Origin of the sequence: Paenibacillus bovis (assembly GCF_001421015.2) — a bacterium.
In the GTDB taxonomy this organism is placed as follows: Bacteria; Bacillota; Bacilli; order Paenibacillales; family Paenibacillaceae; genus Saccharibacillus; species Saccharibacillus bovis.
The window spans coordinates 3,991,400-4,015,907 of sequence record NZ_CP013023.1; the positions used below are offsets into that span (position 1 = coordinate 3,991,400).

Annotated in this window: 23 protein-coding genes; 1 reads left to right on the plus strand and 22 read right to left on the minus strand. The window is 46.4% G+C overall.

Annotated features, from left to right (window positions below):
- Positions 1-255 precede the first annotated feature (255 nt).
- Positions 256-741 carry a hypothetical protein gene (locus AR543_RS17005; protein ID WP_060535622.1) on the minus strand — a complete coding sequence of 162 codons (486 nt, stop codon included), beginning with the start codon at positions 739-741 and terminating at the stop codon, positions 256-258.
- Positions 742-1,109: 368 nt separating this feature from the next.
- The gene (locus AR543_RS17010) at positions 1,110-1,574 is read right to left on the minus strand and encodes an HNH endonuclease (protein WP_060535623.1); all 465 of its coding nucleotides are present in this window, start codon (positions 1,572-1,574) and stop codon (positions 1,110-1,112) included.
- A 1,016-nt stretch (positions 1,575-2,590) separates the two neighbouring features.
- Between AR543_RS17010 and AR543_RS17015 the strand changes: the two genes are divergently transcribed.
- Positions 2,591-3,457, plus strand: coding sequence for an AraC family transcriptional regulator (locus tag AR543_RS17015; protein ID WP_060535624.1), 867 nt, complete (start codon positions 2,591-2,593; stop codon positions 3,455-3,457).
- A gap of 954 nt (positions 3,458-4,411) precedes the next feature.
- Here AR543_RS17015 and AR543_RS17020 read toward each other — a convergent pair.
- From AR543_RS17020 to AR543_RS17115, 20 genes are all read right to left on the minus strand, one after another.
- Positions 4,412-4,915, minus strand: a complete 504-nt coding sequence (locus AR543_RS17020) for a GNAT family N-acetyltransferase (RefSeq protein WP_060535625.1) — start codon at positions 4,913-4,915, stop codon at positions 4,412-4,414.
- Position 4,916: 1 nt separating this feature from the next.
- Positions 4,917-5,774, minus strand: coding sequence for a pentapeptide repeat-containing protein (locus AR543_RS17025; RefSeq protein ID WP_060536826.1), 858 nt, complete (start codon positions 5,772-5,774; stop codon positions 4,917-4,919).
- A gap of 303 nt (positions 5,775-6,077) precedes the next feature.
- Positions 6,078-6,902, minus strand: coding sequence for a sporulation transcription factor Spo0A (spo0A, locus tag AR543_RS17030; RefSeq protein WP_060535626.1), 825 nt, complete (start codon positions 6,900-6,902; stop codon positions 6,078-6,080).
- Positions 6,903-7,351: 449 nt separating this feature from the next.
- Positions 7,352-9,091 carry a DNA repair protein RecN gene (gene recN / locus AR543_RS17035; protein ID WP_060535627.1) on the minus strand — a complete coding sequence of 580 codons (1,740 nt, stop codon included), beginning with the start codon at positions 9,089-9,091 and terminating at the stop codon, positions 7,352-7,354.
- 137 nt (positions 9,092-9,228) lie between these two features.
- Positions 9,229-9,678, minus strand: a complete 450-nt coding sequence (gene ahrC, locus AR543_RS17040; protein WP_017815272.1) for a transcriptional regulator AhrC/ArgR — start codon at positions 9,676-9,678, stop codon at positions 9,229-9,231.
- Positions 9,679-10,167: 489 nt separating this feature from the next.
- On the minus strand, positions 10,168-11,028 hold the full coding sequence (locus AR543_RS17045) for a TlyA family RNA methyltransferase (protein ID WP_060535628.1): 861 nt from the start codon (positions 11,026-11,028) through the stop codon (positions 10,168-10,170).
- A gap of 313 nt (positions 11,029-11,341) precedes the next feature.
- Positions 11,342-13,243: a 1-deoxy-D-xylulose-5-phosphate synthase gene (gene dxs / locus AR543_RS17050; protein WP_060536827.1), complete on the minus strand. Its 1,902-nt coding sequence runs from the start codon at positions 13,241-13,243 to the stop codon at positions 11,342-11,344.
- Between the two features lie 187 nt (positions 13,244-13,430).
- Complete coding sequence (locus AR543_RS17055; protein ID WP_227871903.1) at positions 13,431-14,282, minus strand: polyprenyl synthetase family protein; 852 nt, start codon at positions 14,280-14,282, stop codon at positions 13,431-13,433.
- A gap of 43 nt (positions 14,283-14,325) precedes the next feature.
- A complete protein-coding gene (gene xseB, locus AR543_RS17060) occupies positions 14,326-14,586 on the minus strand; it encodes an exodeoxyribonuclease VII small subunit (RefSeq protein WP_060535630.1) in 261 nt (86 codons plus the stop codon).
- The gene (gene xseA / locus AR543_RS17065; protein WP_060535631.1) at positions 14,555-15,940 is read right to left on the minus strand and encodes an exodeoxyribonuclease VII large subunit; all 1,386 of its coding nucleotides are present in this window, start codon (positions 15,938-15,940) and stop codon (positions 14,555-14,557) included. The genes xseB and xseA overlap by 32 nt, the downstream gene beginning before the upstream one ends.
- Before the next feature lie 13 nt (positions 15,941-15,953).
- On the minus strand, positions 15,954-16,811 hold the full coding sequence (gene folD / locus AR543_RS17070) for a bifunctional methylenetetrahydrofolate dehydrogenase/methenyltetrahydrofolate cyclohydrolase FolD (protein ID WP_060535632.1): 858 nt from the start codon (positions 16,809-16,811) through the stop codon (positions 15,954-15,956).
- A 132-nt stretch (positions 16,812-16,943) separates the two neighbouring features.
- Complete coding sequence (gene nusB / locus AR543_RS17075) at positions 16,944-17,396, minus strand: transcription antitermination factor NusB (RefSeq protein ID WP_060535633.1); 453 nt, start codon at positions 17,394-17,396, stop codon at positions 16,944-16,946.
- Between the two features lie 259 nt (positions 17,397-17,655).
- On the minus strand, positions 17,656-17,889 hold the full coding sequence (locus AR543_RS17080; protein ID WP_046214944.1) for a DUF2273 domain-containing protein: 234 nt from the start codon (positions 17,887-17,889) through the stop codon (positions 17,656-17,658).
- A 15-nt stretch (positions 17,890-17,904) separates the two neighbouring features.
- Entirely contained in the window at positions 17,905-18,444 is a 540-nt protein-coding gene (gene amaP / locus AR543_RS17085) for an alkaline shock response membrane anchor protein AmaP (protein ID WP_060535634.1), read from the minus strand.
- An 82-nt stretch (positions 18,445-18,526) separates the two neighbouring features.
- On the minus strand, positions 18,527-18,934 hold the full coding sequence (locus AR543_RS17090) for an Asp23/Gls24 family envelope stress response protein (RefSeq protein WP_017815282.1): 408 nt from the start codon (positions 18,932-18,934) through the stop codon (positions 18,527-18,529).
- A gap of 62 nt (positions 18,935-18,996) precedes the next feature.
- Entirely contained in the window at positions 18,997-20,340 is a 1,344-nt protein-coding gene (gene accC, locus AR543_RS17095; RefSeq protein ID WP_060535635.1) for an acetyl-CoA carboxylase biotin carboxylase subunit, read from the minus strand.
- Between the two features lie 41 nt (positions 20,341-20,381).
- Positions 20,382-20,867, minus strand: a complete 486-nt coding sequence (gene accB, locus AR543_RS17100; RefSeq protein ID WP_060535636.1) for an acetyl-CoA carboxylase biotin carboxyl carrier protein — start codon at positions 20,865-20,867, stop codon at positions 20,382-20,384.
- A gap of 184 nt (positions 20,868-21,051) precedes the next feature.
- A complete protein-coding gene (locus tag AR543_RS17105) occupies positions 21,052-22,305 on the minus strand; it encodes an aspartate kinase (RefSeq protein ID WP_060536828.1) in 1,254 nt (417 codons plus the stop codon).
- 254 nt (positions 22,306-22,559) lie between these two features.
- The gene (efp, locus tag AR543_RS17110) at positions 22,560-23,117 is read right to left on the minus strand and encodes an elongation factor P (RefSeq protein ID WP_060535637.1); all 558 of its coding nucleotides are present in this window, start codon (positions 23,115-23,117) and stop codon (positions 22,560-22,562) included.
- A 296-nt stretch (positions 23,118-23,413) separates the two neighbouring features.
- On the minus strand, positions 23,414-24,490 hold the full coding sequence (locus AR543_RS17115; protein WP_060535638.1) for a M24 family metallopeptidase: 1,077 nt from the start codon (positions 24,488-24,490) through the stop codon (positions 23,414-23,416).
- Positions 24,491-24,508 lie beyond the last annotated feature (18 nt).

A 24,508-nucleotide genomic window follows, 5' to 3' on the forward strand; every position in this document is an offset into this window, starting at 1 on the left:
TGTATAGATTGAGTCTCATTTTACGCTAATTTATGACTTGCTGCTTCCATACTCATACTCATGCTCATTGCTATTATTTCTCTTGATTATTTAATCTAAACAACTGCAGAAAATGGATATAACTACCTCCTGTTTGTGCATAACAGGATCTTTGACTATGCCTATTTTCTCAAACTGTCCACCATACACAAACAGCCTGCTTCCGGCTGCCTCTTCGTATGTACGAAGAATAAGGCGGTTCACAGGCTGTGTATGTTATTCGATTGGGCCACGCTCAACAAAGTATTTGTTGGTCATATAAAAAGCTTCTCCACGAGAAGTCTCGACCTTGCCTTTTTTCGGATCCAGGAAAACAATTTCCTTGCACTTGGTGCAATACCATTTGGTACGCATAAATGGTGAATCCGTTGTATAAGCGGTTCCGCATTTGCAGTCCACTTTAATCAGAATCTCATTTTGTTTATACGCGGAGCTTAGATGGTCCACAGCCTCTTCCGGCTGATTCGGTACCAGCACACGCTGATAATCGGAAAATTGATTCTGCACTTTGAAATCAGCGACCAGTTCCGGATTCAAACCGAAAAATTCCTTGCCGATACTGGTGACGAAACGGGTATTGGTTCTGTAACTTTCAAGCCATTCTTCAATTTGCTGGTTGGATAAAGGCACAGTGCCCTTGATACCACTGTTCAGGGTGTAGGTCATGATGTGTAGAGCGTCACTCTGTTTGCTTGAGTACATTAGAAACCTCCTCTTTCTTCAACAGCTAATGTACTACAAAATATCGTTTTAATCAAAGCGTGAATTTAACTAAAATTCCATGTTATGCAATTCGCAATCAGCTTTGATTTCACTACGAATATCCGGCTTCCGGTCACCCTATCCAGTTTTGTAAAGGTTCTGGAAATTTATCAATGACAGGCCCGCGTAATCATCAGCGTTTTGATTAGTATAAGTACAATTTATAATAAAGATGGTATACATGTCCGATGCTTTAGATTACATGTGTACCTTTGCTATATCTTCGTTTTTTTCTAATAATGCATGTACCGACAAGTCATAGGCAGGAAGATTATGTAATCATAATAGCCAGACTCACATTATCCGATTTATTCTGATTCCCGGGTACAATTCTCATAATCCGCATACTCACCCAGTTCGACGATCCAGTCGATCCGGTTGCGAGCAATCCATAACTGTACCGCTTCATGAAAATGAACAGCATAATCGGCAGCTGTCACACGGTTCACCCGGCAAAAATGTTCTACCAATTGGTATTTCTCGATCCAGCCGTTCATCTCCGCAAAACCGATATGCTTTATCATATGACATTGAAAGCATAGTGATTGCAAACCGATCAGCCGCTGGATGCCATTCTCTTTATCAAAATCCCATACTTCATGACAATGAAGCTTGTCGATCTCCAGTCCCTTAGTGCGTCTACAGATCTGACAGGTATATTGATCCTGCTGCTGGATCTGCCTGGATAGCTGGCGCCAGCGATAGGAACTCATCTGCTGACGCAGATTTATCGTCATCGTTGATTCGGGAATCAACTCAATTTCTAATTTCATAATGTATTCCTCTATCATACGCATGTATGCTAGGCCATTCATGCAAAATCTATCTTACCAGAGTAATGGTAATTATCAAGTTAATGCGTTTAAACTTTTGGCTATGAGACATTTGTAATTGCCAGTAAATACACTTTATAATGAAGACACGAAGTTGTCATCTGCTTTATTTCTACAAAGTCGCAGATTCCGTATAATTTGACTGTGTTTATTAGGCATTATACAGGAATTCGGCAAAATTTCACCTATTAATTCAGCGGTTTAATAAATAATTGTGAATTTCGCAATATTCCTATGTCAGTCTCTCTTCAGCATAGTTTATTTTTATCTTTTTTTGCAAAAAGTACTAGAAGTTTATGTAAACCTATGCTACAATAAGTTCATACAGAAAGGAGGTGCGTCAACATCAATAGTCACATGTTGAACGCGTCCTTTACCCAAACCGAGGTTCTGGTTTAATTATCAGAATTCCGGCGGCGCGGGATGCGGTCAAAGTTAAATAGCGCCATCTGGGTTAAAAAGGCCACCTGCGGGTGGCCTTTTTACTTTATCTTTGGTGTTTCTTTTCAATTGGTTCGGTTATTTTCCGTAGTTGCTGTTTGAGTATTTATGATTGTTTCACCTATTTTCCTGGTTGAATGGCTTTCGATTATCTCTTGTTCTTTTTCACTCTTGCTCTGGATCTTGGCTGGGTTTCCCTTCCCTTCCCTTCCCTTCCCTTCCCTTCCCTTCCCTTTAAAAAGTTTAACTTCCTTTTATGTCGAATCGTTTCTATTTTTTGGTGATATATTTCTAGAAAACAGCCATATCGTTTACATACTTCTTTATTCACTCTATATAAAAGGTAGTAATTGCTGGCAGCCCATACCTACCATGTAAAAATACCTACACCTTTACTCATGAAGTAATTGCCAATTTCGAAGATAACGCTTACAATTTAAATGGGATTCAACCCTTGCTATTGATAGTCAAGTTTTACTTCTCTATACATGTGATCTATGCAGGAGGACGATTTGATGATGAGCGAACAGGAAAAAGCTTCATATATAGAGGCAGACGATTCTACCCGTCTGATTCTTACTCCGTCTTCAACTGCACAAGCGACCTACTTTTTTGTACAGGAGATTGGTCGCTTCAAAGCCACTTTTCCCTACTTCACGGAGCGGGATCATCTGCACTCTTATTTAATTCTGCATACACTTTCCGGACGCGGCAGATTGCATTATCAGGGTCAGCAATATATGCTTAGCCAGGGCGATCTGTTTTTTATTGATTGTATGGATTATCAGCGCTATGAGGCTATTCAGGAGGAAGATTGGGAGTTTCTCTGGGTCCATGTACAGGGTGCCACACTAGATGGATATTACGAACAGTTTCATCAAAGGCAGTTCCCTGTCTGTCATTCGGCTGAATCCTCACGAATTCCCGAGTTAATCCGCCAGCTGTTACAGATTCAGATTCCCCGAAATAATAAAACCGAACTGATAAGTTCGCAGCTTATTGTCCAGCTGCTTACCGAGGTTGTACTGGCTTCTATTCATACCGGCGAGAAGAGCAACACTATTCCTGCTTCCATTCTGGACTTGCAGCAATTTCTGGAGAAGCATTACACCGATCCAATCACACTCGATGATCTCGCCCAAAAATATAACACCAACAAGTTTCAACTCAGTAGAGATTTCAAGCAGTATATAGGACTGCCACCGATTGAGTACTTGATCAATATTCGAATCAATGCAGCCAAAGGTATGCTGCGTTACTCGGATAAAAGTATTCAGCAGATAGCTAGCGCAGTCGGTATTTATAATGTTTCGCATTTTATTAATTTATTCAAAGCAAGAGTGGACTGTACCCCTCTCGCTTATCGGAAAGAATGGACCTGACTGCTTATTGTCCTTATACAAATAAAAATAACGAAATGCTGAAATGCTGAAATGCTGAAATGCTGAAATGCTGAAATGCTGAAATGCTGAAATGCTGAAATGCTGAAATGCTGAAATGCTGAAATGCTGAAATGCTGAAATGCTGAAATGCTGGGCAAAGTATACTATGGAAATTGATAATGATGTAGTGAATTTTCAGAGCCAAAATATTTTCATTTTAATATTATCTTACTTTGTTTCTTTCTTTAGTTGTATGTGATGTACATTAATCTCTACTATACGTATCCTACTAGACATAGCATCAGCGAAATGCATCATCTCTTAATAAAATGAAAAGGGCTGTCCATAGATAATGGATAGCCCTTTTTGCAGTCCTGTTGTCTGTATATAACAGAGTATGTACAGGAAAAATGGTAGCCCAAGTTACGGTTGGTAGAATCGAGTTACGCTTGATATCCTATCTATAATTTAGATCATACCAATAATTCAAATCATATTAATGATTCAGAACATACCCATAATTTAGATTTTAAAGATAATTTAGATTTTAAAGATAATTGATATCATACAGATAAGATATCCCTCACCGGTTTACTGGAAAAACACCAGATCACTAATTTTCCATGTACCAAAAAATACACCTACCGCTACTACATATGTAGCAATAACAAATACCCAGGCATTCATCTTTTCCATATTGTCTCCTCCCTTCATCGTTGTATTCATAGGTTTGTATATTCCAGAGAAATACAATAGTTATATCCGCTATTCACACAAACCACTTTGGTCCATGGTCTATACGATATTTACTTTCTCTGCTTCTCTTTTAGGCGACGGATGACTTTGACAGCTGCTCATCCTGCGCTACTGTTAAATTGTAATGAATTGTAGCTCATTTTTCAATCTATCTGTACAGGATAGGAATATCTAAGCAACTAGGAATTGAATAAAACGTTAATCTAGCAGCAGCTTGCTCAATAACAACTCATCCCGGATCTGAATTCCGTTATCTGACAGTAGTGGAATAGACGGTTTGCGCAATCTGGCACAACGGACAGCATCCGGATACAAGGCTGTCAGCCTGTACCCTCTTTTCTGGTAAAAGCGGAGCGCTTCAAGATTATCGTTGGTAGTAACCAGCCTTACTTCTTGGCATCCTTTTAGAGCAGCAGTCTGTTCTACTTGAGCCAACAGCTGACTGCCTGTGCCACGACCTTCGTAAAGGCTATCCAGCGAAATGATCTCGCATAAATCATCTTGTGATTTAATTATAAAAGTAATGATTCCACCAATATGATTCTCCTCTGTCAAAGCTGCATATCCGTCGAGTTCCAGACAATCATACACTCCGCTGGATATGACCATTTCTGTACCACCCCAGTGCTGCGAGAAAAATTCAGCTCTGTCTATTCGTAGAATAGTATGAATAGGTACGATAGATAATACAGTAGGAGACATCTTATTTCACTTTCCAGTGAGCAGGACGGAGCAATACATCAGGCAAAATCGTATTTTGATCACCTATCGCAGCATTGATCTGAGATTGCGTCAAAAATAACGTTTGGCTCAGATCCGTTCCGCGTACATCGGTATCCCTTAGATCTGCTCCAATCAAATCCGCTCCCCGTAAATCTGCCTGCCTTAGATCGGCAGCAATCAGATATGCTCCTCGCAGATTACTGCCAATCAGATTGGCTTTACGCAGATTTTGACCGATCAGGTCGGCTCCACGTTGATAATCGCGCGGTCTCCCGGCTGCTTTACGGTATTGGCGTCGGGTCTCGGAGCGTACCTGTTCGCTGCCTTCTGTCAGTAATTGATTCACACGCATGTGAAGCTCTCCCCGGTTGAGCTGCAGCAGCTCTGCAGGATTCAGATAGGTTAATGACAGCAGCTTTCCGGACAGTTCGGACGCAGCTCTATGTAATCCCGATGCTGTATCCCATGTAACAAGCTGCTCCAGATACCAGATCAGCTCATGCAGATGGAGCATAATCGGAAAGACTTCAAACATCTTCTGTGCGATCTCCTGCTGCCGCCAGGACTGTCCATCAAACGTATACTGGGCAATTTGCTGCCCTGCCCCAAAACAATCATATACCGTGCATCCACGAAACCCTTTATCGCGCAGTTTGTTATGAATTCCACAGCGGTAATCTTCCTGCAAATGATAACAAGGCTGCCCGGCTTCCTTATCCATATTAAAATCAGCCGAAGCACTAAAAGCCAATGCAGTGCAGCATAGTCCTACACACTGTTCGCAATCTGCCCGCAAATGTTCTCTGAGCGAGATGGAATGCTTCGTAGAAGCAGGCATGTTTGCAGGTTGCGTAGTGGCAGGATAAGTTGATTTTCCGGCCATCGGATTTTTGGGCTGTGACAATGAGTTGTCCTCCTTTTAACAGTTAACAATGTAATGAAAAGAAATGGCTTATTTAGTATGTGATTATTCATTTTAAAATGATAAAAGCAAAGAATACATCTCACATGCAAAAACGCTCATCTATTAGAGATGAACGCTTCTGCTCAAAATGTAGTCTGTGTGTTTTCATGCTGTGTATTGATCTTATGACAGGTATGATGAATGTGGTGTATTCATTTACCCGATTCGTTTACTCCATTAGTTGGATACTTTATTTTCAATACGCAGCTTGTCGGCTACCATAGCAATAAATTCACTGTTGGTTGGCTTGGATTTGCTGATATTGATTGTATAGCCAAACAGATGGCTAATGCTGTCAATATTGCCTCTTGTCCAGGCGACTTCAATCGCATGACGGATTGCCCGCTCAACACGGGATGGCGTGGTTTTGAACTTCTCGGCGATTGCCGGGTACAATGTTTTGGTAATCGAACCCAGGATCTCAATATTGTTATATACCATCGTAATCGCTTCACGCAAATATTGATAGCCTTTAATATGGGCCGGCACACCGATTTCGTGAATAATCGCTGTGATGCTGGCATCTAGATTGCGGCTTTTTGGTGGTGAAGAGATCGATGATTTATTCAGGGTATTGTTATTGCCTGACGATTGCATAGTGCCGCCGCCAGCTGTTACAGGTACACCGACCAACTGACGTACACGACTCACCAGCACTTCCATATCAAAAGGCTTCAGAATGTAATAGGAAGCTCCCAGCTGAACTGCACGCTGTGTAATATTCTCCTGACCAAACGCAGTCAGCATAATCACTTTGGGTGCCGGATTCAAATTCATATCACGCAGACGCTCCAGTACGCCGAGTCCATCCAGATGAGGCATAATAATATCCAGAATAAGTATATCCGGCAGTTCAGGCAGCTGCTCGATCGTCTTCAATACTTCTTCTCCATTAAAAGCAACTCCTGCTACTTCCATATCTTCTTGATTGGAAATATATTCAGCCAGCATATTTGTAAATTCGCGGTTATCATCAGCCAGTAATACTCGAATAGTAGACATCAAAAACTCCCCCTTGGGTCATTGGTTAACATGATTAATTGGCAAAATGCTGATTGCATCATTCATATTCACATGATTATATCTCTCGCTTATTTCATTTTTCGCCTCACCTTTTATAGTTTCGACATTTTTATCCTAATCCCTTCTGTCGAAAATAAAAATCGGGGCTTTTTACCATTTTTTCAAAAATACATTTTATTTATGAGGAATATATAGCATTTATTCAAAACGCATTGCCTTTATCATTTACCGTTTATTCATATTCTGTATTCACGTATATAGCTAGGTATAGAACTATATACGCTTCTGCCCATCAATTATGTAATGGCTACAAAAAAGGAGAGCTTATCTCAAGCTCTCCTTCGTTATGATTGCTGGAATGCGACTATTCCAGCACAAGCAGTAAAGTAAATATCGCCTCATCGTGCTGCCTGCGCACTGGCTTGAAATCAATGCACCGCATAAGAGGTAACATCTTTGCGTGCTTCTGCCAGTTTGAGCATCTCATGGGCATGATGATTCGTTTTCTCGGTAATCTCGACACCACCCAGCATACGTGCCAGTTCATCGACCCGGCCATCTTCATGCAAGGAGACTACGCGGGTAGCTGTGCGATCGCCAATAATCTGCTTTTCGATCAGATATTGGTGATCTGCCATACATGCCACCTGCGGAAGGTGAGTAATCGAGAATACCTGGCATTCCGAAGACAACTTGAACAGCTTCTCGGCAATCGACTGTGCTGCACGACCGCTGACTCCTGTATCCACTTCATCAAATACAAGTACAGGTACCTGATCATGACGGGCAAAGATACTTTTGAGTGCCAGCATAATACGCGACAGCTCACCACCGGAAGCAATTTTGCCCAGTGGACGAAGCGGTTCGCCCGGATTCGGTGAAATCAGGAATTCCGCTGTATCGATACCCTGACGGGTAATACGAATATTGCGGCCATTCCAGCAAGCACCATTCAGATCTTCGATATAGTCGATATTTACGCGCAGGGAAGTACGCTGCATCTGTAGATCTTTTAACTCCGCTTCTACCTGCTCTGCAAGCTCCTGCGCACATTCGCGGCGCAGTTTGCTCAGCTGCTCGCCTGTTTCCAGCAGTTTGGTACGCAGCTTGTCACGTTTGTCGGTAAGCTCCAGCAGACGCTCATCCTTATTTTCCAGCAAATCCGTCTCATGCTGGATTTTCTCGTAATACTCCAGAATCTGTTCTACATTCTCTCCGTATTTGCGGCGTAGTCCGGAGATTAGATTCAGACGGGATTCCACCTCTTCCAGGCGGCCCGGATTGAATTCAATATTCTCCTGATAGCTGCGCAGCTGGTAAACGGCATCTTCCAGCTGGTAATAAGCGGATTGCAGCTGCTCTACGATAGGATCGAGATTCTTGGAATCATAACGGGATACATCCCCCAGACGGGATAATGCTACGCTAAGTGCTCCCATGCTGCCATCACCATTCAGATTATGGTAGCTGCCGGATACGGAATCCATCATTTTCTCGCTGTGCGCGAGGCGCAGGCGCTCTTCCTGCAGTTCTTCATCTTCACCCGGCTGCAGATTCGCGGAAGAGATTTCTTCCAGCTGAAAGCGGTACAAATCCATCATCTGATACGTTTTCTGACTGGTTTCCTGCAGATCTCGCAGTTCGCGCTCTACCTTGATGTAGGCATTATACTGCTCGTGGTATTTCATTTTGACCGGACCGATTTTCACATCGCCAAATGTATCCAGCAATCCAAGGTGACGCTCCGGTTTCATCAGAGATTGATGCTCATGCTGGCCGTGAATATTAACCAGCTGCTCGCCTACTTCACGCAGCATAGACAGATTAACGAGCTGACCGTTAATACGTGCGGTGCTTTTGCCATTTACGGTCACTTCGCGGCGAATCACCAGATGCTCCTCTGCTGTTCCCTGAATACCGAGACGAGATAATGTATCCCATACCGGATGAGTGGTACGCAGTTCGAATAGCGCTTCCATCTCTGCTTTGTCGCATCCGTAACGAACCAGATCCGCTGAGCCTCTTCCGCCTGCAATAAGACCGAGCGCATCGATAATGATGGATTTACCAGCACCGGTCTCACCGCTCAGTACATGGAATCCTTTATGAAAGTAAACGTCGATTTCTTCAATAACAGCCAGGTTTTTAATGCTCAGCATGACCAGCATGGAGCTCACTCCTCTTCGTGTACAAGACTGGGGAGCAACGCTTTTCACCACAGGACTGTAGTTCCGGCAAATCGCAGGCTGCTTATCACAACCGGCTGTATTGAAGTACGACGTTATTGATCATGCAGATTGTATGCTTAGGAGATGAATCCCATAATCTGCTCGATTACTTTCTGGCTGTCTTCTTCGGTGCGACAGATGATCAGCATCGTATCGTCACCGGAAATGGTACCCATGATCTGCGACCATTCCATGCTGTCAATCAGGGAAGCAATGGAGTTGGCTGTACCGGGTAGACATCTCATAACTACCAGATTGGTCGTAAAGTCAATTTGCAGGAAATTGTCCACCAGTGCACGTTTAAGCTTTTGCACCGGGTTATAGCGTTGATCCGTTGGTAAAGAATATTTATATCTTCCGTCATCTGTCGGAATTTTGATTAGCAATAGTTCTTTGATATCCCGGGATACTGTAGCCTGGGTAACCTGGAAGCCCGCTTGACGCAGTGCTTCAACCAGATCATCCTGTGTCTCGATATCCTGATGTGTAATAATTTCTCGAATTTTGATATGTCGCTGTCCCTTCATACAGACCTCCGTTAATGGTATGCTCTATAGTTAGCATGCAAGTGATTAGTGTCGCCAATACCTGTGAATATCCAGTCTGTCTTATGCAGTCAGACCTATAATTATTCGCTGTGGATCAGGTATAATCCTTTGTATAAATGGAAAATATTGTAGTCCATTTAACGACATTCCATCCAGCTTCGCACATTATCCTATTGTAACATCCAGAACAGCAAGGTCCAACCCTAAGCCAGATTCAGCAATGGGCGGAACGTTCGTTCTCATTATATAGGAATATCTGTTCGTAAATCAATAGCCAAATAAAACTTTAATCGTTAAATTTTTTACAACCTTATCCCTTGTCTTATAGTCGCTACAGTCCTCGGCAAAAGAAGCCTGCTGCTAGCTTGATGCTTAGCAGCAGGCTTTCCCTATGTCTGCCGACAGATAAAGTATAGCTTTATTTGATGATACAGCTACAGGTGGTTTTGCAGTCCTATAGCTGCAATTTTACTGGTGTTTGGCTGCTCCGCCTCTAAAAGTATGAGAAGCTTCTGCTGCTGTTTTGGCAGCCAGCTGCTCAATGTCCAGTATATCCAGCTGTTCGATCGTATCGTCTCCTTCGCCGGATGGCAGATACCAGTGAGCGAGGAACTCGATATTCCCTTCTCCTCCTGTAATCGGCGAGAACGTGAGATCTTTTAATACGTATCCCAATTCACGAGCAAAAGTCAGTACGTTCAGCAGTACTTCCTGATGTACTTTGGGATCACGTACCACGCCGGTTTTTCCTACTTTTTCACGTCCGGCTTCGAACTGCGGCTTGATCAGCGCAGCAATATCCGCAGGTTTGCCCAGCAGCTCCTTGAGCGGAGGCAGCATCAGACGCAAAGAGATAAACGATACATCAATACTGGCAAAGTTGGGCATAGGACCTTCCAGCTGATCGGGGGTCATATAACGAAAATTCGTTCGTTCCATCACACACACCTGCGGATGATTGCGCAGCGACCAGTCCAGCTGATTATAGCCTACATCAATCGCATAGACATACTCTGCACCATTTTGCAGGGCACAATCTGTAAACCCTCCGGTAGATGAACCGATATCCAGCATGGTACGCCCCGTCATATCGATTCCAAAATGCTTGAGTGCCTTTTCCAGCTTCAGTCCGCCACGGCTTACATATGGATGTATAGCACCTTTGACATTTAGCGCAGTATCCCGGCCGATTTTCATTCCCGGCTTTTCCAAGCGTTCGGTTCCGGCGTAGATCAGACCTGCCATAACAGCTGCTTTGGCCTTTTCCCGGCTCTCATAATATCCCTGCTCTACGAGTAATACGTCAACCCGCTCTTTATCACTTGCCATGGTAAGTAACTCCTACCTTCATTTTAATAATCATTCTTGTTGAATCCGTGCTATGTGAATGCTGTTAGTTCTCCACCTTACTCCTGGTTCTTATGCCGTTCGGCCTTCTTCTGACTTATAGAGGCAGAAAGCAAGAAAAATAGTATTCTGGAACTATTCCTGCACCCAAACAGCAAACGAAGCGGAAAGATGCCTTCCCGCTTCGTTGATATTGATTTCACTGTTGTCTGTCTGCCAGCTTCGTATAGAAACTCCCACTATATACAATCTTTTGGGGTACCTATTTCTGCTGCCATATTCGGACACCAATAGATTATACGGAATTTTTTTGGAACGTCCAGGCTTTGCCGGGAGCAAGTGCACGTAGGGATGCGGCAATATTCTCCGGTGTCAGGCCTGCTTCACATTGCTGATCCTTGATACTGCCGTGTTCGATAAATTCATCAGGCACGCCCATCAGACCTACCGTAACATCATGCAGCCCTTTGGCAGCATAGAATTCCAGTACAGCACTACCCATGCTTCCAGCCTGGGATACTTCTTCGACAACCAGCATACGTGTACCTTTGTCTGCCAATTCCAGCAGCATTTGCTCATCCAGTGGTTTCATGAACCTTGCATTGATTACTGCCACGTTCATGCCGTCACGTTTGAGTTCTTCTGCCACTTCCATACCCCTCTGTACCATCGGTCCAGAAGCAAGTATTGCATAATTCTCACCTTCACGAACTTTTTCCCAGGTACCGATCGGGATTGGAACCAGCTGCTGATCCATCGCTACACCGAGACCATTAATACGCGGGTAACGGTAAGCGATTGGTCCTTCATTATAATCAAGCGCCGTTTTCATCATATGACGCAGTTCATTCTCATCCTTGGGCATCATAATCACGATATTCGGAATATGACGCATAAAGGCGATATCATAAACGCCCTGATGAGTCTCTCCATCTGCTCCGACAAAGCCGGCACGGTCGATCGCAAACATGACATTGGCATTGTGACGGCAAATATCATGAACGATCTGATCGTATGCACGCTGCATAAAGGTAGAATAGACCGCATAGACCGGTTTCATGCCTTCCATTGCCAACGCCGCACACATTGTAGCTGCATGCTGTTCGGCAATACCTACATCAATCATACGATCCGGGAAACGCTTGGCAAACGGGAATAATCCCGATCCACCCGGCATTGCCGGTGTAACAGCTACAATACGCTCATCCTGCTCCGCAAGTTCAATTAATGTCTGACCGAATACTTCGGTGTACATTGGATTACCTGCAGCTTTGACCACCTGACCGGACTCGATTTTGTATGGCGTGATACCATGCCATTTGTATGAATCCGCTTCAGCCGGCAAATAGCCTTTGCCTTTGATCGTTACAATATGAATCAGTACCGGACCGTCTACGTTATCCGCCTGACGGAAAGTTTCCAGCAGTTTGGGCAGATCATGTCCATCTACCGGTCCAAAGTAGGTAAAGCCCAGTTCTTCGAAAAGGACACCGGATACCATGGCATACTTCAGCGTATCTTTGAGCTTTTCTGCCGTTTTGGCAATTTTTCCGCCGATCGCCGGGATTTTTTTGATCAATTGCTCAACTTCATCCTTGGCACGAAGATATCCTTTATCCGAGCGGATTTTGCCCAGATATTTGTGCATCGCTCCTACGTTCGGCGCGATAGACATCTCATTGTCATTCAGTACCACGGTCAGCTTGCGCTGCTCATGACCGATATGGTTCAGTGCTTCAAAAGCCATACCGCCGGTTAATGCACCGTCACCGATCACAGCAACGACTTTGTTATCTTCTTTTTTGAAATCACGCGCCAGTGCCATACCCATGGCAGCAGACAGCGACGTGCTGCTGTGACCAGCTTCCCACACATCGTGTTCGCTTTCATTTCGTTTGACAAAGCCGCATAATCCTTTGTATTTACGCAGGGTATCAAAACGATCCATGCGACCTGTAAGTACCTTGTGCACATATGCCTGATGTCCTACGTCAAAAATAAACTTGTCTTTGGGACTGTCATACAAATAATGCAATGCCAGGGTAAGCTCCACGACGCCGAGATTGGAGGCCAGATGCCCGCCGGTTGCCGATAGTTTTTCAATCAGGAACTGACGAATCTCTCCTGCCAGTACGGTTAATTGTTCGGTTGTTAGATCTTTGAGATCACTTGGTTGATGAATCTGTGGAAGCAGCACACCATTTCCCCGCTTTCCTTTGGACACATTAATGTACATCCAAATTGATTTTATTCAGCTATTCTTCGATATATTATTACTATTCACTATACCACAAGCGTGACTTATTTCGAAATCCTGTCACTTTTGCGAGAATGAGTGTTGTTTATCTATAGAATAGACGAACCTTCATGGCTATACGTAACCTTTAATGGTCACGTTGCACCAGATAGTCAGCAATTTCCTCCAGTCGGCTCGAATCCTGCAGACCGGCCTGCTGCAGCGCTGCCTTGGCACTCGCTGTCAGACGGGCTACTTCCCGCTGTGATTCTTCCAGACCGATGAAGTACGGATAGGTGACTTTTTGAAGTTTGCTGTCGCTTTGCGTTTTTTTGCCCAGCTTGGCTTCGTCGCCAATCACATCGAGAATATCATCCTGGATCTGAAAAGCAAGTCCGATATCCGAGCCAAATTGACGCAGTGCGGCCAGTTGTTCTTCTGTCGCTCCGGCTGTACGTGCTCCAGCGGTCAGGGAGAACATGAACAGATCGGCTGTCTTGTGCAAATGAATATACTGCAGCTGACCCAGCTCGGTCATTCCCTGTTCACCCTGCATATCCGCTACCTGACCACCTACCATACCGCGCGGTCCTGCATATTCCGCCAGATCGCTAATAATGGCAACTACCGCTTCTGCGGGCACGCCCGCCTGCAGCGCTGCGGCAGCACTATGAAAAGCATGGGTCAACAGCGCATCGCCCGCGAGAATAGCCATAGCTTCACCGTACACTTTGTGGTTGGTCAACTTGCCGCGACGATAATCATCGTTATCCATAGCCGGCAAATCATCATGAACGAGTGAATACGTATGCACCATTTCCACAGCGCAGGCGACCGGAGCAGCAGCTTCCCTGCTGCCTCCGAGCGCTTCGGCTGCAGCGATTACGAATACTGGCCGTAGACGCTTGCCGCCAGCCATCAGCGAGTACAACATAGATTGCTGCAGTGTATCCGGCACCTGCCAGCTTGCCGGCAGAGCATTTTGCAGACGTGATTCCATATAAGTGGAAATGTCCTGAATATATTGCTTCAGTTCCGGACGGTTACTCAATCGATTCACCGCTTTCTGCGCTATCAAAAGGTTTTTTGCGCAGTTCTCCGTCTTCCTCCACGATCATTTCAATTTTGCGTTCCACTTCTTCCAGTTTGGAGCCGCATACCTGGGACAGCTTCATGCCCTGCTGAAAAAGATCAATTGCTTTTTCCAGTGGGACATCGCCATGTTCCAGTTCGGAGACGATCTCTTCCAGCCGGTCCATCGCCTGTTCAAAATTAAGCTCCTGTTCCTTTGCTGCCTTTGCCATTGTTGTCCGCCTCCTCGATATGTTGTACCTGACAATTCAATTGTCCATCTTCCAGCTTGACGGTGATCATCTCACCTGTGGTCACCTGATCAACCGATTTGACCAGCTGTTCCTGCTGTTCATCGTATACCAGACTGTATCCCCGTGCCATCACTTTGAGCGGGCTCAGGGCATCCAGCTGTTTGAGGCCGAAGCCGAGTTTTTGTTGTTTTTGCCGTAATATCTGCTGCATCCGGAGCTCTAACTGACGACGTGCCGAATCTGTACGCCGCCGTGCATAGATCAGCTGTTCCTGCGGATTGTGTCTGGCGAGACGCTGATTGAAACGTCCCAGACGATCGCGCTGGACATGGGAACGACGCTGCAGACTGCTAGTCAGGCGACGCTCCAGCATATCCAGACGGGTCATATGCTGCACCAGCTGACGCTGTGGATGCAGCAAAGCCGGTGAGCGTTTGAGGCGATTCAGGCGATCACGCTGGCGCTGGGACAGGCGCAGCAATCCCTGTCTGAGCTGACGACGCATCTGCTGCACCTGTGCACGCAGTTCGATAATATTGGGCACCGCGAGTTCGGCTGCTGCTGTTGGAGTAGCTGCACGCAGATCCGCTGCAAAATCGGCAATCGTAAAGTCGGTCTCGTGACCAACAGCAGAAATAACGGGAATTCGCGACTCGGCAATCGCACGAGCCACCATTTCCTCGTTAAATGCCCACAGTTCTTCCAATGAGCCACCACCACGACCAACAATCAGCACATCGGCTTCCCCGATCCGGTTCAGATTGCGGATAGCCTTGACCACGGATGGTGCTGCTCCCTTGCCCTGTACCAGTACCGGATAGACTACAATCTTCACGACCGGATAGCGCCTGTGAATCGTCGTCAGAATATCACGTACTGCTGCACCTGTTGGCGAAGTGATAACACCGATTGTGCGCGGGTATTGCGGCAGTGGACGTTTACGCGCAGAATCAAATAAACCTTCGTGTTCCAGCTTCTGCTTGAGCTGTTCATAAGCCAGATAAAGACTCCCGATACCGTCAGGCTGCATCTGGGTCGCATAGAACTGGTATTGACCATCCCGTTCATATACCGAGATATAGCCTTTGGCGATCACACGGGCGCCTTCTTTGGGAATAAAGGGCAACCGCTGATTATAGGAAGAGAACATAATCGATTTGATACGGCTGCTTTCATCTTTGAGGGTAAAATACATATGTCCGCTGGAATGGTGAGTGAAGTTCGAAATTTCGCCTCTCAGCCATACTTCGGAGAGCAGCGAATCGGACTCCATTTTCATCCGGATATATTTGTTAATCTCCTTGATGGAGTATATACGCTGCTGTTGCTGCATAAGATCCCCTTTCTCAGTTCAAACCGTAGGCGCGTCTGGCAGCTACCAGTGTGTTCTGCATGAGCATGGTAATCGTCATCGGACCTACGCCACCCGGTACCGGAGTGATCGGACCGGACACTTCTTTGGCACTTTCAAAGTCCACATCACCGGCAAGCTTGCCATTGTCCAGACGGTTCATGCCTACATCAATAACTACTGCACCCGGCTTGATATAGCTCGCATCCACAAAATTGGCGCGACCGATCGCTACCACGAGAATATCCGCCTGACGGGCCAGTTCTTTCATATTGGTGGTACGGGAATGACACATCGTTACTGTCGCATTCTCACGCTGCAGCAGCAGGGAGACCGGCTTCCCGACAATGTTGCTGCGGCCGATTACAACGGCATGTTTGCCGGACATTTCGATACCGGTACGCTTGATCATCTCGATCACACCCGCCGGTGTACATGGCAGCAGACTGTCATCACCGATCACCAGATTCCCTACATTGATGGGATGGAATCCATCCACATCTTTTTCAGGAGAAATAGCATCGATAATCGCTTTTTCTTCGATCTGCTTCGGCAACGGCAACTGCACGAGAATCCCGTGAATATTTTCCTGATTATTTAGCTTGTGAACCATGGCCAGCAATTCTTCCTGGGAAGTGTCTGCTGACAGCCGGTGTACTTCGGAATAGTAGCCCAAATCATGGCAGGCCTTTTCTTTATTGCGTACATAAACATGTGAAGCCGGATCTTCGCCGACGAGGACAACTGCCAGACCTGGCTGGAAGCCCTGAGCTTTCATTTTGTCCACTTCCTGCTTGATGTCGTGACGAATCTCCTCGGAAATCTGTTTACCGCTAATGATTGTTGCTGCCATGATAATCGCTCCTTTATCTGTTCAGAAAATTAATTTTTGATAGGGTAACGCATACGGGTTAAGCTTACCATCATTTATTTTCATGCAGTGGGCTATTCTAGGGTGCGGATGCTATTCGTTTACTGCGGTTGATCAGCCTTTTTGGGACTTCAGTTTATCCAGATCATGAATCATTTTACCAAGTACGCCGTTAACAAACTTGCCGGATTCTTCGGTACCAAAATGCTTGGACAATTCAATCGCTTCATTGACCGCAACTTTGGCAGGTACGCCTTCGGTAAATACCATCTCATATACAGCCAGACGCAGGATCTGACGATCTACACGGGACAGACGACTAACCTGCCAGTTCTGCAAATAATCTACCAGCAGCTGGTCAATCGCTTCCTTGTTCGCCCAGATACCGTTAATTACATCCAGTACATACGTTTTGAGCTGGGCTTCATCGCTCAGTTCAACTTCGGATTCATTATCGGCTGCAGCTTCTTCCAGCAGAATCATAATCGCTTCTTCTGCTTTGACCTCGTTCATTTCCATCTGGTACAGGCTTTGTACGGTAATTTCCCGCGCTAATCTTCTTTTCATTGCTAATTATCCTCCTGGTGATTGCGTGAAGGGTTAGATATCCTAACCAGACACATACACCTTGTATTTTTCACGGTCAGGCGGCCAGCGCCTGCCGGTTTATCAAATCCGCTGTCTTCGCGAAAAAGAACACCGGTTGTTTTCCTGTGTCATATCACTATAAACCCTGTATATACCAACAAAAAAACCTGTCATTCAGCATTCCCGGTACTGCCTGCTATAAATAGGATTGCAATCCGGGAATGATGTATGACAGGGTTCAACGAAATGGACGCCAGCGGTCTGCCAGCCATTCACTGATCCGCTGCCAGGGAATGGTTGGACCCAACCGGAGATCCCGGTTACGGCCGACGATATAACCTATGAACACTAACAATGCAAAGAACAACATATCCCAAAAGCCAATGGTCAGATACAGTATGCCGCAGCCGATACCGGCCAGTACGCCAAGGATTCGTCCACCGTGAGTGTCCCAGATCGCTTTCCACATCATCAGGAGAACTCCCTTCTACTCCACTCTGCTTTTGAAGGCAGGGGACTGAACGATATTGGCAATATACACAGCAACAGACGAGACCGGAATACCGGTAATATCCTCGATCTGTTTTTGAATACTTTTCTGCATGTCTTCCGACAGACCGGGAATGGAATGCTCTCCATCCACAATCGCCCGGATCATAATCTCAAGACCTGATTCTACCACACGTACGCGTGTTTTGACATCACGAACTCCGCGTGTACGCTCTGCTGCTTTGAGCGCCATATTCTCGATCGTCTCCAGAGAGATCTGTATATCACCGAATTCTGTACGTTGATGGACAGCATTCAGATGACCACGCTCGGTACGAATCGAGACATAGAAAAAGCGAATACTCAGCAGGAACAGTATAACCGCCACGACAATGACAGTAATATAAAGGGTCTGCTCATTCCGGTAATCAAGCTCCATCGGCACCTGTCCGCTCAGCAGCAGGATCGCCAGCACAGATAAAATTCCAATACTCAGGCTGTAAATAAACAATAACAGCCGATCCATGATTTTAGCCAAGAATGTGCAGCCTCCTTACATTATAGTAAACCCCTGACAGTGACGTCGGGGGTTCAGTATTGAGCAGATTGATGCTGCTCACTTATTTCACACGTTGTGTAAATTCAGTCTCTTCGATTCGCTCAACCGTCTCCAGATGAACATCATGGATCTGTACGTTTACTTCGACAACATTCAGTCCAGTCATGGTTTCGATCGAACGTTTGACGTTGCGCTGGATTTCAGCCGCCACTTCTGGCAGACGATGTCCGTATTTGATAATCACGGATACGTCTACAGCTGCTTCGCGCTGTCCAACTTCCACTTTTACACCACGGGACAGATTTTTGCGTCCGAGCAGTTCGGCGATACCGCCGGCAAAGCCGCCGCTCATTCCGGCTACACCGTTCACTTCAATCGTAGCCAGTCCGGCAATCACTTCGATCACTTCCGGCGCAATCTGGATTTCTCCGATATCGGTCCGTTCGAATTCAGTCGGTAATGTACTCATTTTATACACCTCCTGCCAGATAAACTAAATATAACACGTCCCTGTTTGGTTGACAAACCGGATTATACCTCGTTTTCTTCGAGGAACTTGATATCAAAATCACCGCGTACAAATGTCTCATGGCTAAGCAGACGCATGTGGAAAGGAATCGTTGTATGAATGCCTTCAATCGCGAATTCATCCAGTGCACGCTTCATTTTGGCAATCGCTTCTTCACGTGTTGGTGCCCATACGATGAGTTTGGCGATCATCGAATCATAATAAGGCGAGATCGTGTAACCCGGGTAAGCACCACTGTCGACACGCACACCTGGACCGCCTGGTGGCAGATAGAATCCGATTTTGCCGGGACTTGGCATAAAGTTGCGCTCAGGGTCCTCCGCATTCACACGACATTCGATCGACCAGCCGTTGATTTTCACTTCTTCCTGGGTAAAGGAAAGCGGGTTGCCTTCGGCTACACGGATCATTTCCTGAATCAGATCCACGCCAGTGACCATTTCTGTAACTGGATGCTCTACCTGGATACGCGTATTCATCTCCATAAAGTAGAACTGGCCATCCTGACCGAGCAGGAACTCAAGCGTACCGGCACCGGAGTAATTAACCGCCTGTGCTGCACGTACGGCTGCTGCTCCCATTTCGGCACGCAGTTCCGGAGACAGTACCGGACATGGTGCTTCTTCGACCAGTTTCTGACGGCGACGCTGTACGGAACAGTCGCGCTCGCCCAGATGCACGGCATTGCCGTGACGGTCAGCGATAATCTGCACTTCGACGTGCTTCATGCCAGTCAGGTATTTCTCCAGATAAACGCCGCCGTTACCGAATGCTTTCTCGGCTTCCTGCTGGGCATTGGTAATCTGCTTCACAAGAGACTCCTCGTCTTCTGCAAGACGAATCCCTTTACCGCCACCACCGGCAGTCGCTTTGATAATGACCGGATATCCGATGCCGCGGGCGATTTTCACCGCTTCATCCAGATCTTCGACGATACCGTCGGAACCCGGAATAACCGGTACGCCGGCTTCCAGCATAGTACGCTTCGCTTCGGATTTATCTCCCATACGGTTGATCGCATCTGGAGATGGTCCGATAAAGGTAATATTGCAGGATTCACAGATCTCTGCAAAATCCGCGTTTTCCGCGAGGAATCCGTAACCCGGGTGAACAGCATCACACTCGGTCAATGTCGCTACACTCATCAGATTGGTCAGATTCAAATAACTGTCCTTGGACAGCGTAGGTCCTACGCAGTAAGCCTCGTCCGCAAGACGAACGTGCAGTGAATCACGATCGGCTTCGGAATAGACCGCTACTGTCGAGATACCGAGTTCACGACATGCGCGGATAATACGAACCGCAATTTCACCACGGTTCGCGATTAATATTTTTTGAAATTTCATTTGGCTTTTCCTCCTCCGGCCTTATACACGAATAGCACTGATTATTCCGGTTTTACCAGGAACAAAGGCTGTCCGTATTCAACGAGCTGTCCGTTTTCAGCAAGCACTTCCACGATCGTTCCGTTCACTTCCGCTTCCAGTTCGTTCATCAGCTTCATCGCTTCGATGATACATACAACGGATTTGTGGGTTACTTTCTCGCCTACACCTGTAAATGAACCCGCTTCTGGAGAAGGGGAACGGTAGAACGTTCCGACCATTGGAGACGCAATGGTATGTAGAGTCGGATCCACTTCCGGTACAGCAGCGGCAGCCGGAGCACTAGGTGCAGCCTGTGGAGCAGCAGCTGGCTGGCTTGGAGCTGGCTGCATAACAGGTGCAGCAGTTGGAGCCTGCATGTAGACAGTCTCTGCTTTACCAGGCTTGCGGATCACCAGACGGGAACCTTCGTTTTCGATTTCAACTTCCTGAACAGACGTCTCGTCCACCAGTTGAATCAGTTCTTTAATTTCGTTTAATTTAAACATCTATTAATTCACTCCTTTGGCTTCTTTGCCTGCAACCTGAGTATAATGTAAAACACTCAGTTAGGGGTAATTTCACATAACGCTATGTATTATAGCATATTCATGAAAAAGGCGGGAACATCTTCTTTAAAATGATGTCCCCGCCGTGAATAACACTATATATTATTGACTTTGTAACCAGAAATTAGCGACGATCCTGCGGTCCGCCAACAAATGCTTGCTCCTCGGTATCCAGACCATACGCTGTATGCAGGGCAGAGACCACATCATTGAGCTTGCCTGCTTCGATCACGCAGGATACTTTGATTTCGGAGGTGCTGACCATCTTGATGCTGACTCCCTGATCGGAAATCGCTTTGAACATCTGGGCAGCTACACCCGGATGGCTGACCATGCCTGCGCCGACAATAGATACTTTGACCAAATCCACTTCGGAAGTCACTTCTTCATACGGAAGCTCGCCGCCGATATTCTCGATCACATTCAGCGCGCCCAGACGATCTTCCAGGCTGACGGTAAAGGAAAAGTCTGCTTTGCCATTCATGACACCGCTCTGCACGATAATATCCACGTCGATTTTGGCGGATGCCAGTTCACCGAACATTTTGGCGAGTACGCCAGGCAGGTCGTTAACCCCTCTGATCGTAATCCGCGCTACGTTTTTATCGTAAGCGATTCCACTGACTACTGCTCCCTGTTCCATGCTTGCTTCCTCCTTCACCACGGTTCCTTCATTATAGTTAAAGCTGGAGCGTACAACGAGGCGTACATTGTTGTGCTTGGCATATTCCACTGCGCGCGGATGCAGTACAGCTGCGCCCAGGTTGGCCAGTTCCAGCATTTCGTCATAAGAAATTTCATTCAGTTTGCGTGCACATTTGACGATACGCGGATCTGTCGAATAAATACCGTCAACATCCGTATAAATCTCGCATGTATCTGCCTGAATCGCTGCAGCCAATGCAACAGCTGTCGTATCGGAACCACCGCGTCCGAATGTAGTAATCTCGCCGTCCGCCGTTGTTCCCTGGAAACCGGCAACGATAACGATCTTTCCTGCATCCAGCGCATTCAGCACTTTGGCCGGACGGATATCCACGATTCGCGCGCGTCCATGTTCCGTTTCGGTCTCAAAGCCTGCCTGCCAGCCGGTAAAGGATACGGCTTCGCGTCCCTGATGATGAATCGCCATCGACAGCATCGCGATAGAAATCTGTTCGCCGACTGTCATCAGCATATCCATTTCACGCGCAGGCGGATTCGGATTCAGTAGTCGTGCCTGGTCGATCAGATCATCTGTTGTGTCTCCCATTGCCGAGACGACTACAACACATTGATGACCTTCATCCTGCTTTTCAATAATGCGCTTTGCTACACGTTGCATGCGCTCAATATCCCCGACGGAGCTCCCGCCGAACTTCATCACGTACAAAGCCAAGACCTCTTCACTCCCTACTTGATACAGGCATACAGCACGGCCGCAGCCCGGATTGAACAGCGTATCCAGCATAACATGCATTTTTTTGCATGAAAATACTTAGTCTTTACCAGTATAATACGACAACGCGCTAAGTACTACCGCAAATTTTAAACACTCATTTACCTATAGAGAAAAAGCTGTCCCTGTCACCCTGCATGAGGGTGAAGGAACAGCCTTCCACTATTGCGGCGAAATCGCCTGTGTGCAGATCATTAGGCGCGGGATACGTATTTACCTTCGCGTGTATCAATGATCAATCTGTCGCCCTGATTGATGAACAGAGGAACCTGAACCGTATGGCCAGTCTCCATTGTTGCACTCTTCGTAGCACCAGTAGCTGTGTTACCCTTGATACCCGGCTCGGTCTCGGTTACTTCCAGCTCAACAGATGTTGGCAGGTTGATTCCGAGAATCTCGCCTTGATAGCTAACGATGTTAACGGTCATGTTTTCTTTGAGGAATTTCAGTTCCCATTCCAGCTGGCTTTCGTTCAGCTCGAACTGATCATACGTTTCGTTGTCCATGAATACATGCTCGCTGCCGCTTGCATACAGGTATTGTACGCCACGGTTTTCGATCTGTGCACGCGCAATTGTCTCACCTGCACGGAATGTGCGCTCAACAATGTTACCGTTACGCAGGTTTTTCAGCTTGGAGCGCACGAATGCAGCACCTTTACCTGGTTTTACGTGCTGGAACTCGATAACGGAGTAGATGTTGCCTTCTACTTCTACGGTCAAACCTGTTTTAAAATCGTTAACTGAAATCAAAATAACGCCTCCTCATATATGGTAAAGCCAAGTTTGATACAATATACGCCTATCTATAAAGCCGGACAATCCTGCAAAAGGTCTGCCCGGCAGACTGCCTATATATTGTACTATACCCCATAATCTACAGGATATTCTGTTTAAAGGTTAAACTCTGCGATCGACGAACGCTTGGAAAGTATACTATGACCGCTTTTACAAACGTCATTTGATCAACGTGTCCAATCGAAGCGATCCCAGTTTATTTTATTCGGCAAACATGACTCCTGATCCTGCTAACCGCAGAAAGAAGCTGCTTAGACCGGTAAAATCGTAAATTCTTTGCTGGAATGCGTCAGAATACGGATTCCATCTTCGGTGATCAGTACATCATCCTCGATACGTACGCCGCCAAATCCAGGTATGTAAATGCCCGGTTCTACGGTTACAACCATGCCCGGCTGCAGCACGGTATCGCTGAGTTTGGACAAACGAGGCTCTTCGTGCACTTCCAGACCAATACCATGACCGGCGCTGTGACCGTAGGCGTCTCCGTAACCGTGTGCGGTAATAATGTCGCGGGAAAGTGCATCCGCTTCCTTGCCGCTCATTCCCGGCTTGAGATACTGCAGTGTATGCAGCTGGGATTCCAGCACTACATTATAAATTTCACGGTGTCTGTCCGACGGCGTACCGACAAATACCGTACGTGTGAGATCGGATACATATCCATTGTAGATAGCACCAAAATCAAATGTAATAAATTCATCGTGGCCGATCGGCTTGTCGCTGGCTACTCCATGCGGCAGAGCAGAACGTACACCCGAAGCGACGATCGTCTCGAACGACGGACCGGATGCTCCCTGGCGGCGCATGAAAAATTCCATCTCCAGTTCCAGTTCCTTTTCGGTAACTCCTGGCTTGATGTAGCTCAGGATATGGTCATACGTACGGTCGGCAATGGCTGTTGCCTGTTCAATGATGGCAATTTCTTCTGCATCCTTGAAGTTACGGATGCTCTCAAGCATACCGGAGACCGGAACGAGTTCCACTGGAGCCAGATGCTGCTTGTAGGCTGCATATCTGCTGTAAGGTACTTGATCCTGTTCAAAACCGATCGAACGTACCCCCCATTTGGAAAGCAGTTCTTTGATTGTATCCACTACGTTTGGAGCATGCTCGGCCACGGTAAACGCTGCAGCCTGTTCAGGTGCCTGTGTCATATAACGGAAATCGGTTAACAAATAAGCCTGTTCTGCCGTTACGATAACATAGCCTGCCGAACCGGTAAATCCAGTCAAATATCTGCGGTTAACACTGCTTGTGATGAACATCGCTTCAAGCTGGCGTTCCTTCATGGCCTGACGCAATTTATTTAAACGTACTGTACTCATTGAACCTCTCCCCTTCGC

Bases quoted from the DNA above. Each gene is read 5' to 3' on its own strand.
- AR543_RS17005 (WP_060535622.1), bottom strand. From the start codon at position 741: ATGTACTCAAGCAAACAGAGTGACGCTCTACACATCATGACCTACACC.
- AR543_RS17010 (WP_060535623.1), bottom strand. From the start codon at position 1,574: ATGAAATTAGAAATTGAGTTGATTCCCGAATCAACGATGACGATAAAT.
- AR543_RS17015 (WP_060535624.1), top strand. From the start codon at position 2,591: ATGATGAGCGAACAGGAAAAAGCTTCATATATAGAGGCAGACGATTCT.
- AR543_RS17020 (WP_060535625.1), bottom strand. From the start codon at position 4,915: ATGTCTCCTACTGTATTATCTATCGTACCTATTCATACTATTCTACGA.
- AR543_RS17025 (WP_060536826.1), bottom strand. From the start codon at position 5,774: ATGCCTGCTTCTACGAAGCATTCCATCTCGCTCAGAGAACATTTGCGG.
- spo0A (WP_060535626.1), bottom strand. From the start codon at position 6,902: ATGTCTACTATTCGAGTATTACTGGCTGATGATAACCGCGAATTTACA.
- recN (WP_060535627.1), bottom strand. From the start codon at position 9,091: ATGCTGGTCATGCTGAGCATTAAAAACCTGGCTGTTATTGAAGAAATC.
- ahrC (WP_017815272.1), bottom strand. From the start codon at position 9,678: ATGAAGGGACAGCGACATATCAAAATTCGAGAAATTATTACACATCAG.
- AR543_RS17045 (WP_060535628.1), bottom strand. From the start codon at position 11,028: ATGGCAAGTGATAAAGAGCGGGTTGACGTATTACTCGTAGAGCAGGGA.
- AR543_RS17055 (WP_227871903.1), bottom strand. From the start codon at position 14,282: ATGGAATCACGTCTGCAAAATGCTCTGCCGGCAAGCTGGCAGGTGCCG.
- xseB (WP_060535630.1), bottom strand. From the start codon at position 14,586: ATGGCAAAGGCAGCAAAGGAACAGGAGCTTAATTTTGAACAGGCGATG.
- xseA (WP_060535631.1), bottom strand. From the start codon at position 15,940: ATGCAGCAACAGCAGCGTATATACTCCATCAAGGAGATTAACAAATAT.
- folD (WP_060535632.1), bottom strand. From the start codon at position 16,811: ATGGCAGCAACAATCATTAGCGGTAAACAGATTTCCGAGGAGATTCGT.
- nusB (WP_060535633.1), bottom strand. From the start codon at position 17,396: ATGAAAAGAAGATTAGCGCGGGAAATTACCGTACAAAGCCTGTACCAG.
- AR543_RS17080 (WP_046214944.1), bottom strand. From the start codon at position 17,889: ATGATGTGGAAAGCGATCTGGGACACTCACGGTGGACGAATCCTTGGC.
- AR543_RS17090 (WP_017815282.1), bottom strand. From the start codon at position 18,934: ATGAGTACATTACCGACTGAATTCGAACGGACCGATATCGGAGAAATC.
- accC (WP_060535635.1), bottom strand. From the start codon at position 20,340: ATGAAATTTCAAAAAATATTAATCGCGAACCGTGGTGAAATTGCGGTT.
- accB (WP_060535636.1), bottom strand. From the start codon at position 20,867: ATGTTTAAATTAAACGAAATTAAAGAACTGATTCAACTGGTGGACGAG.
- AR543_RS17115 (WP_060535638.1), bottom strand. From the start codon at position 24,490: ATGAGTACAGTACGTTTAAATAAATTGCGTCAGGCCATGAAGGAACGC.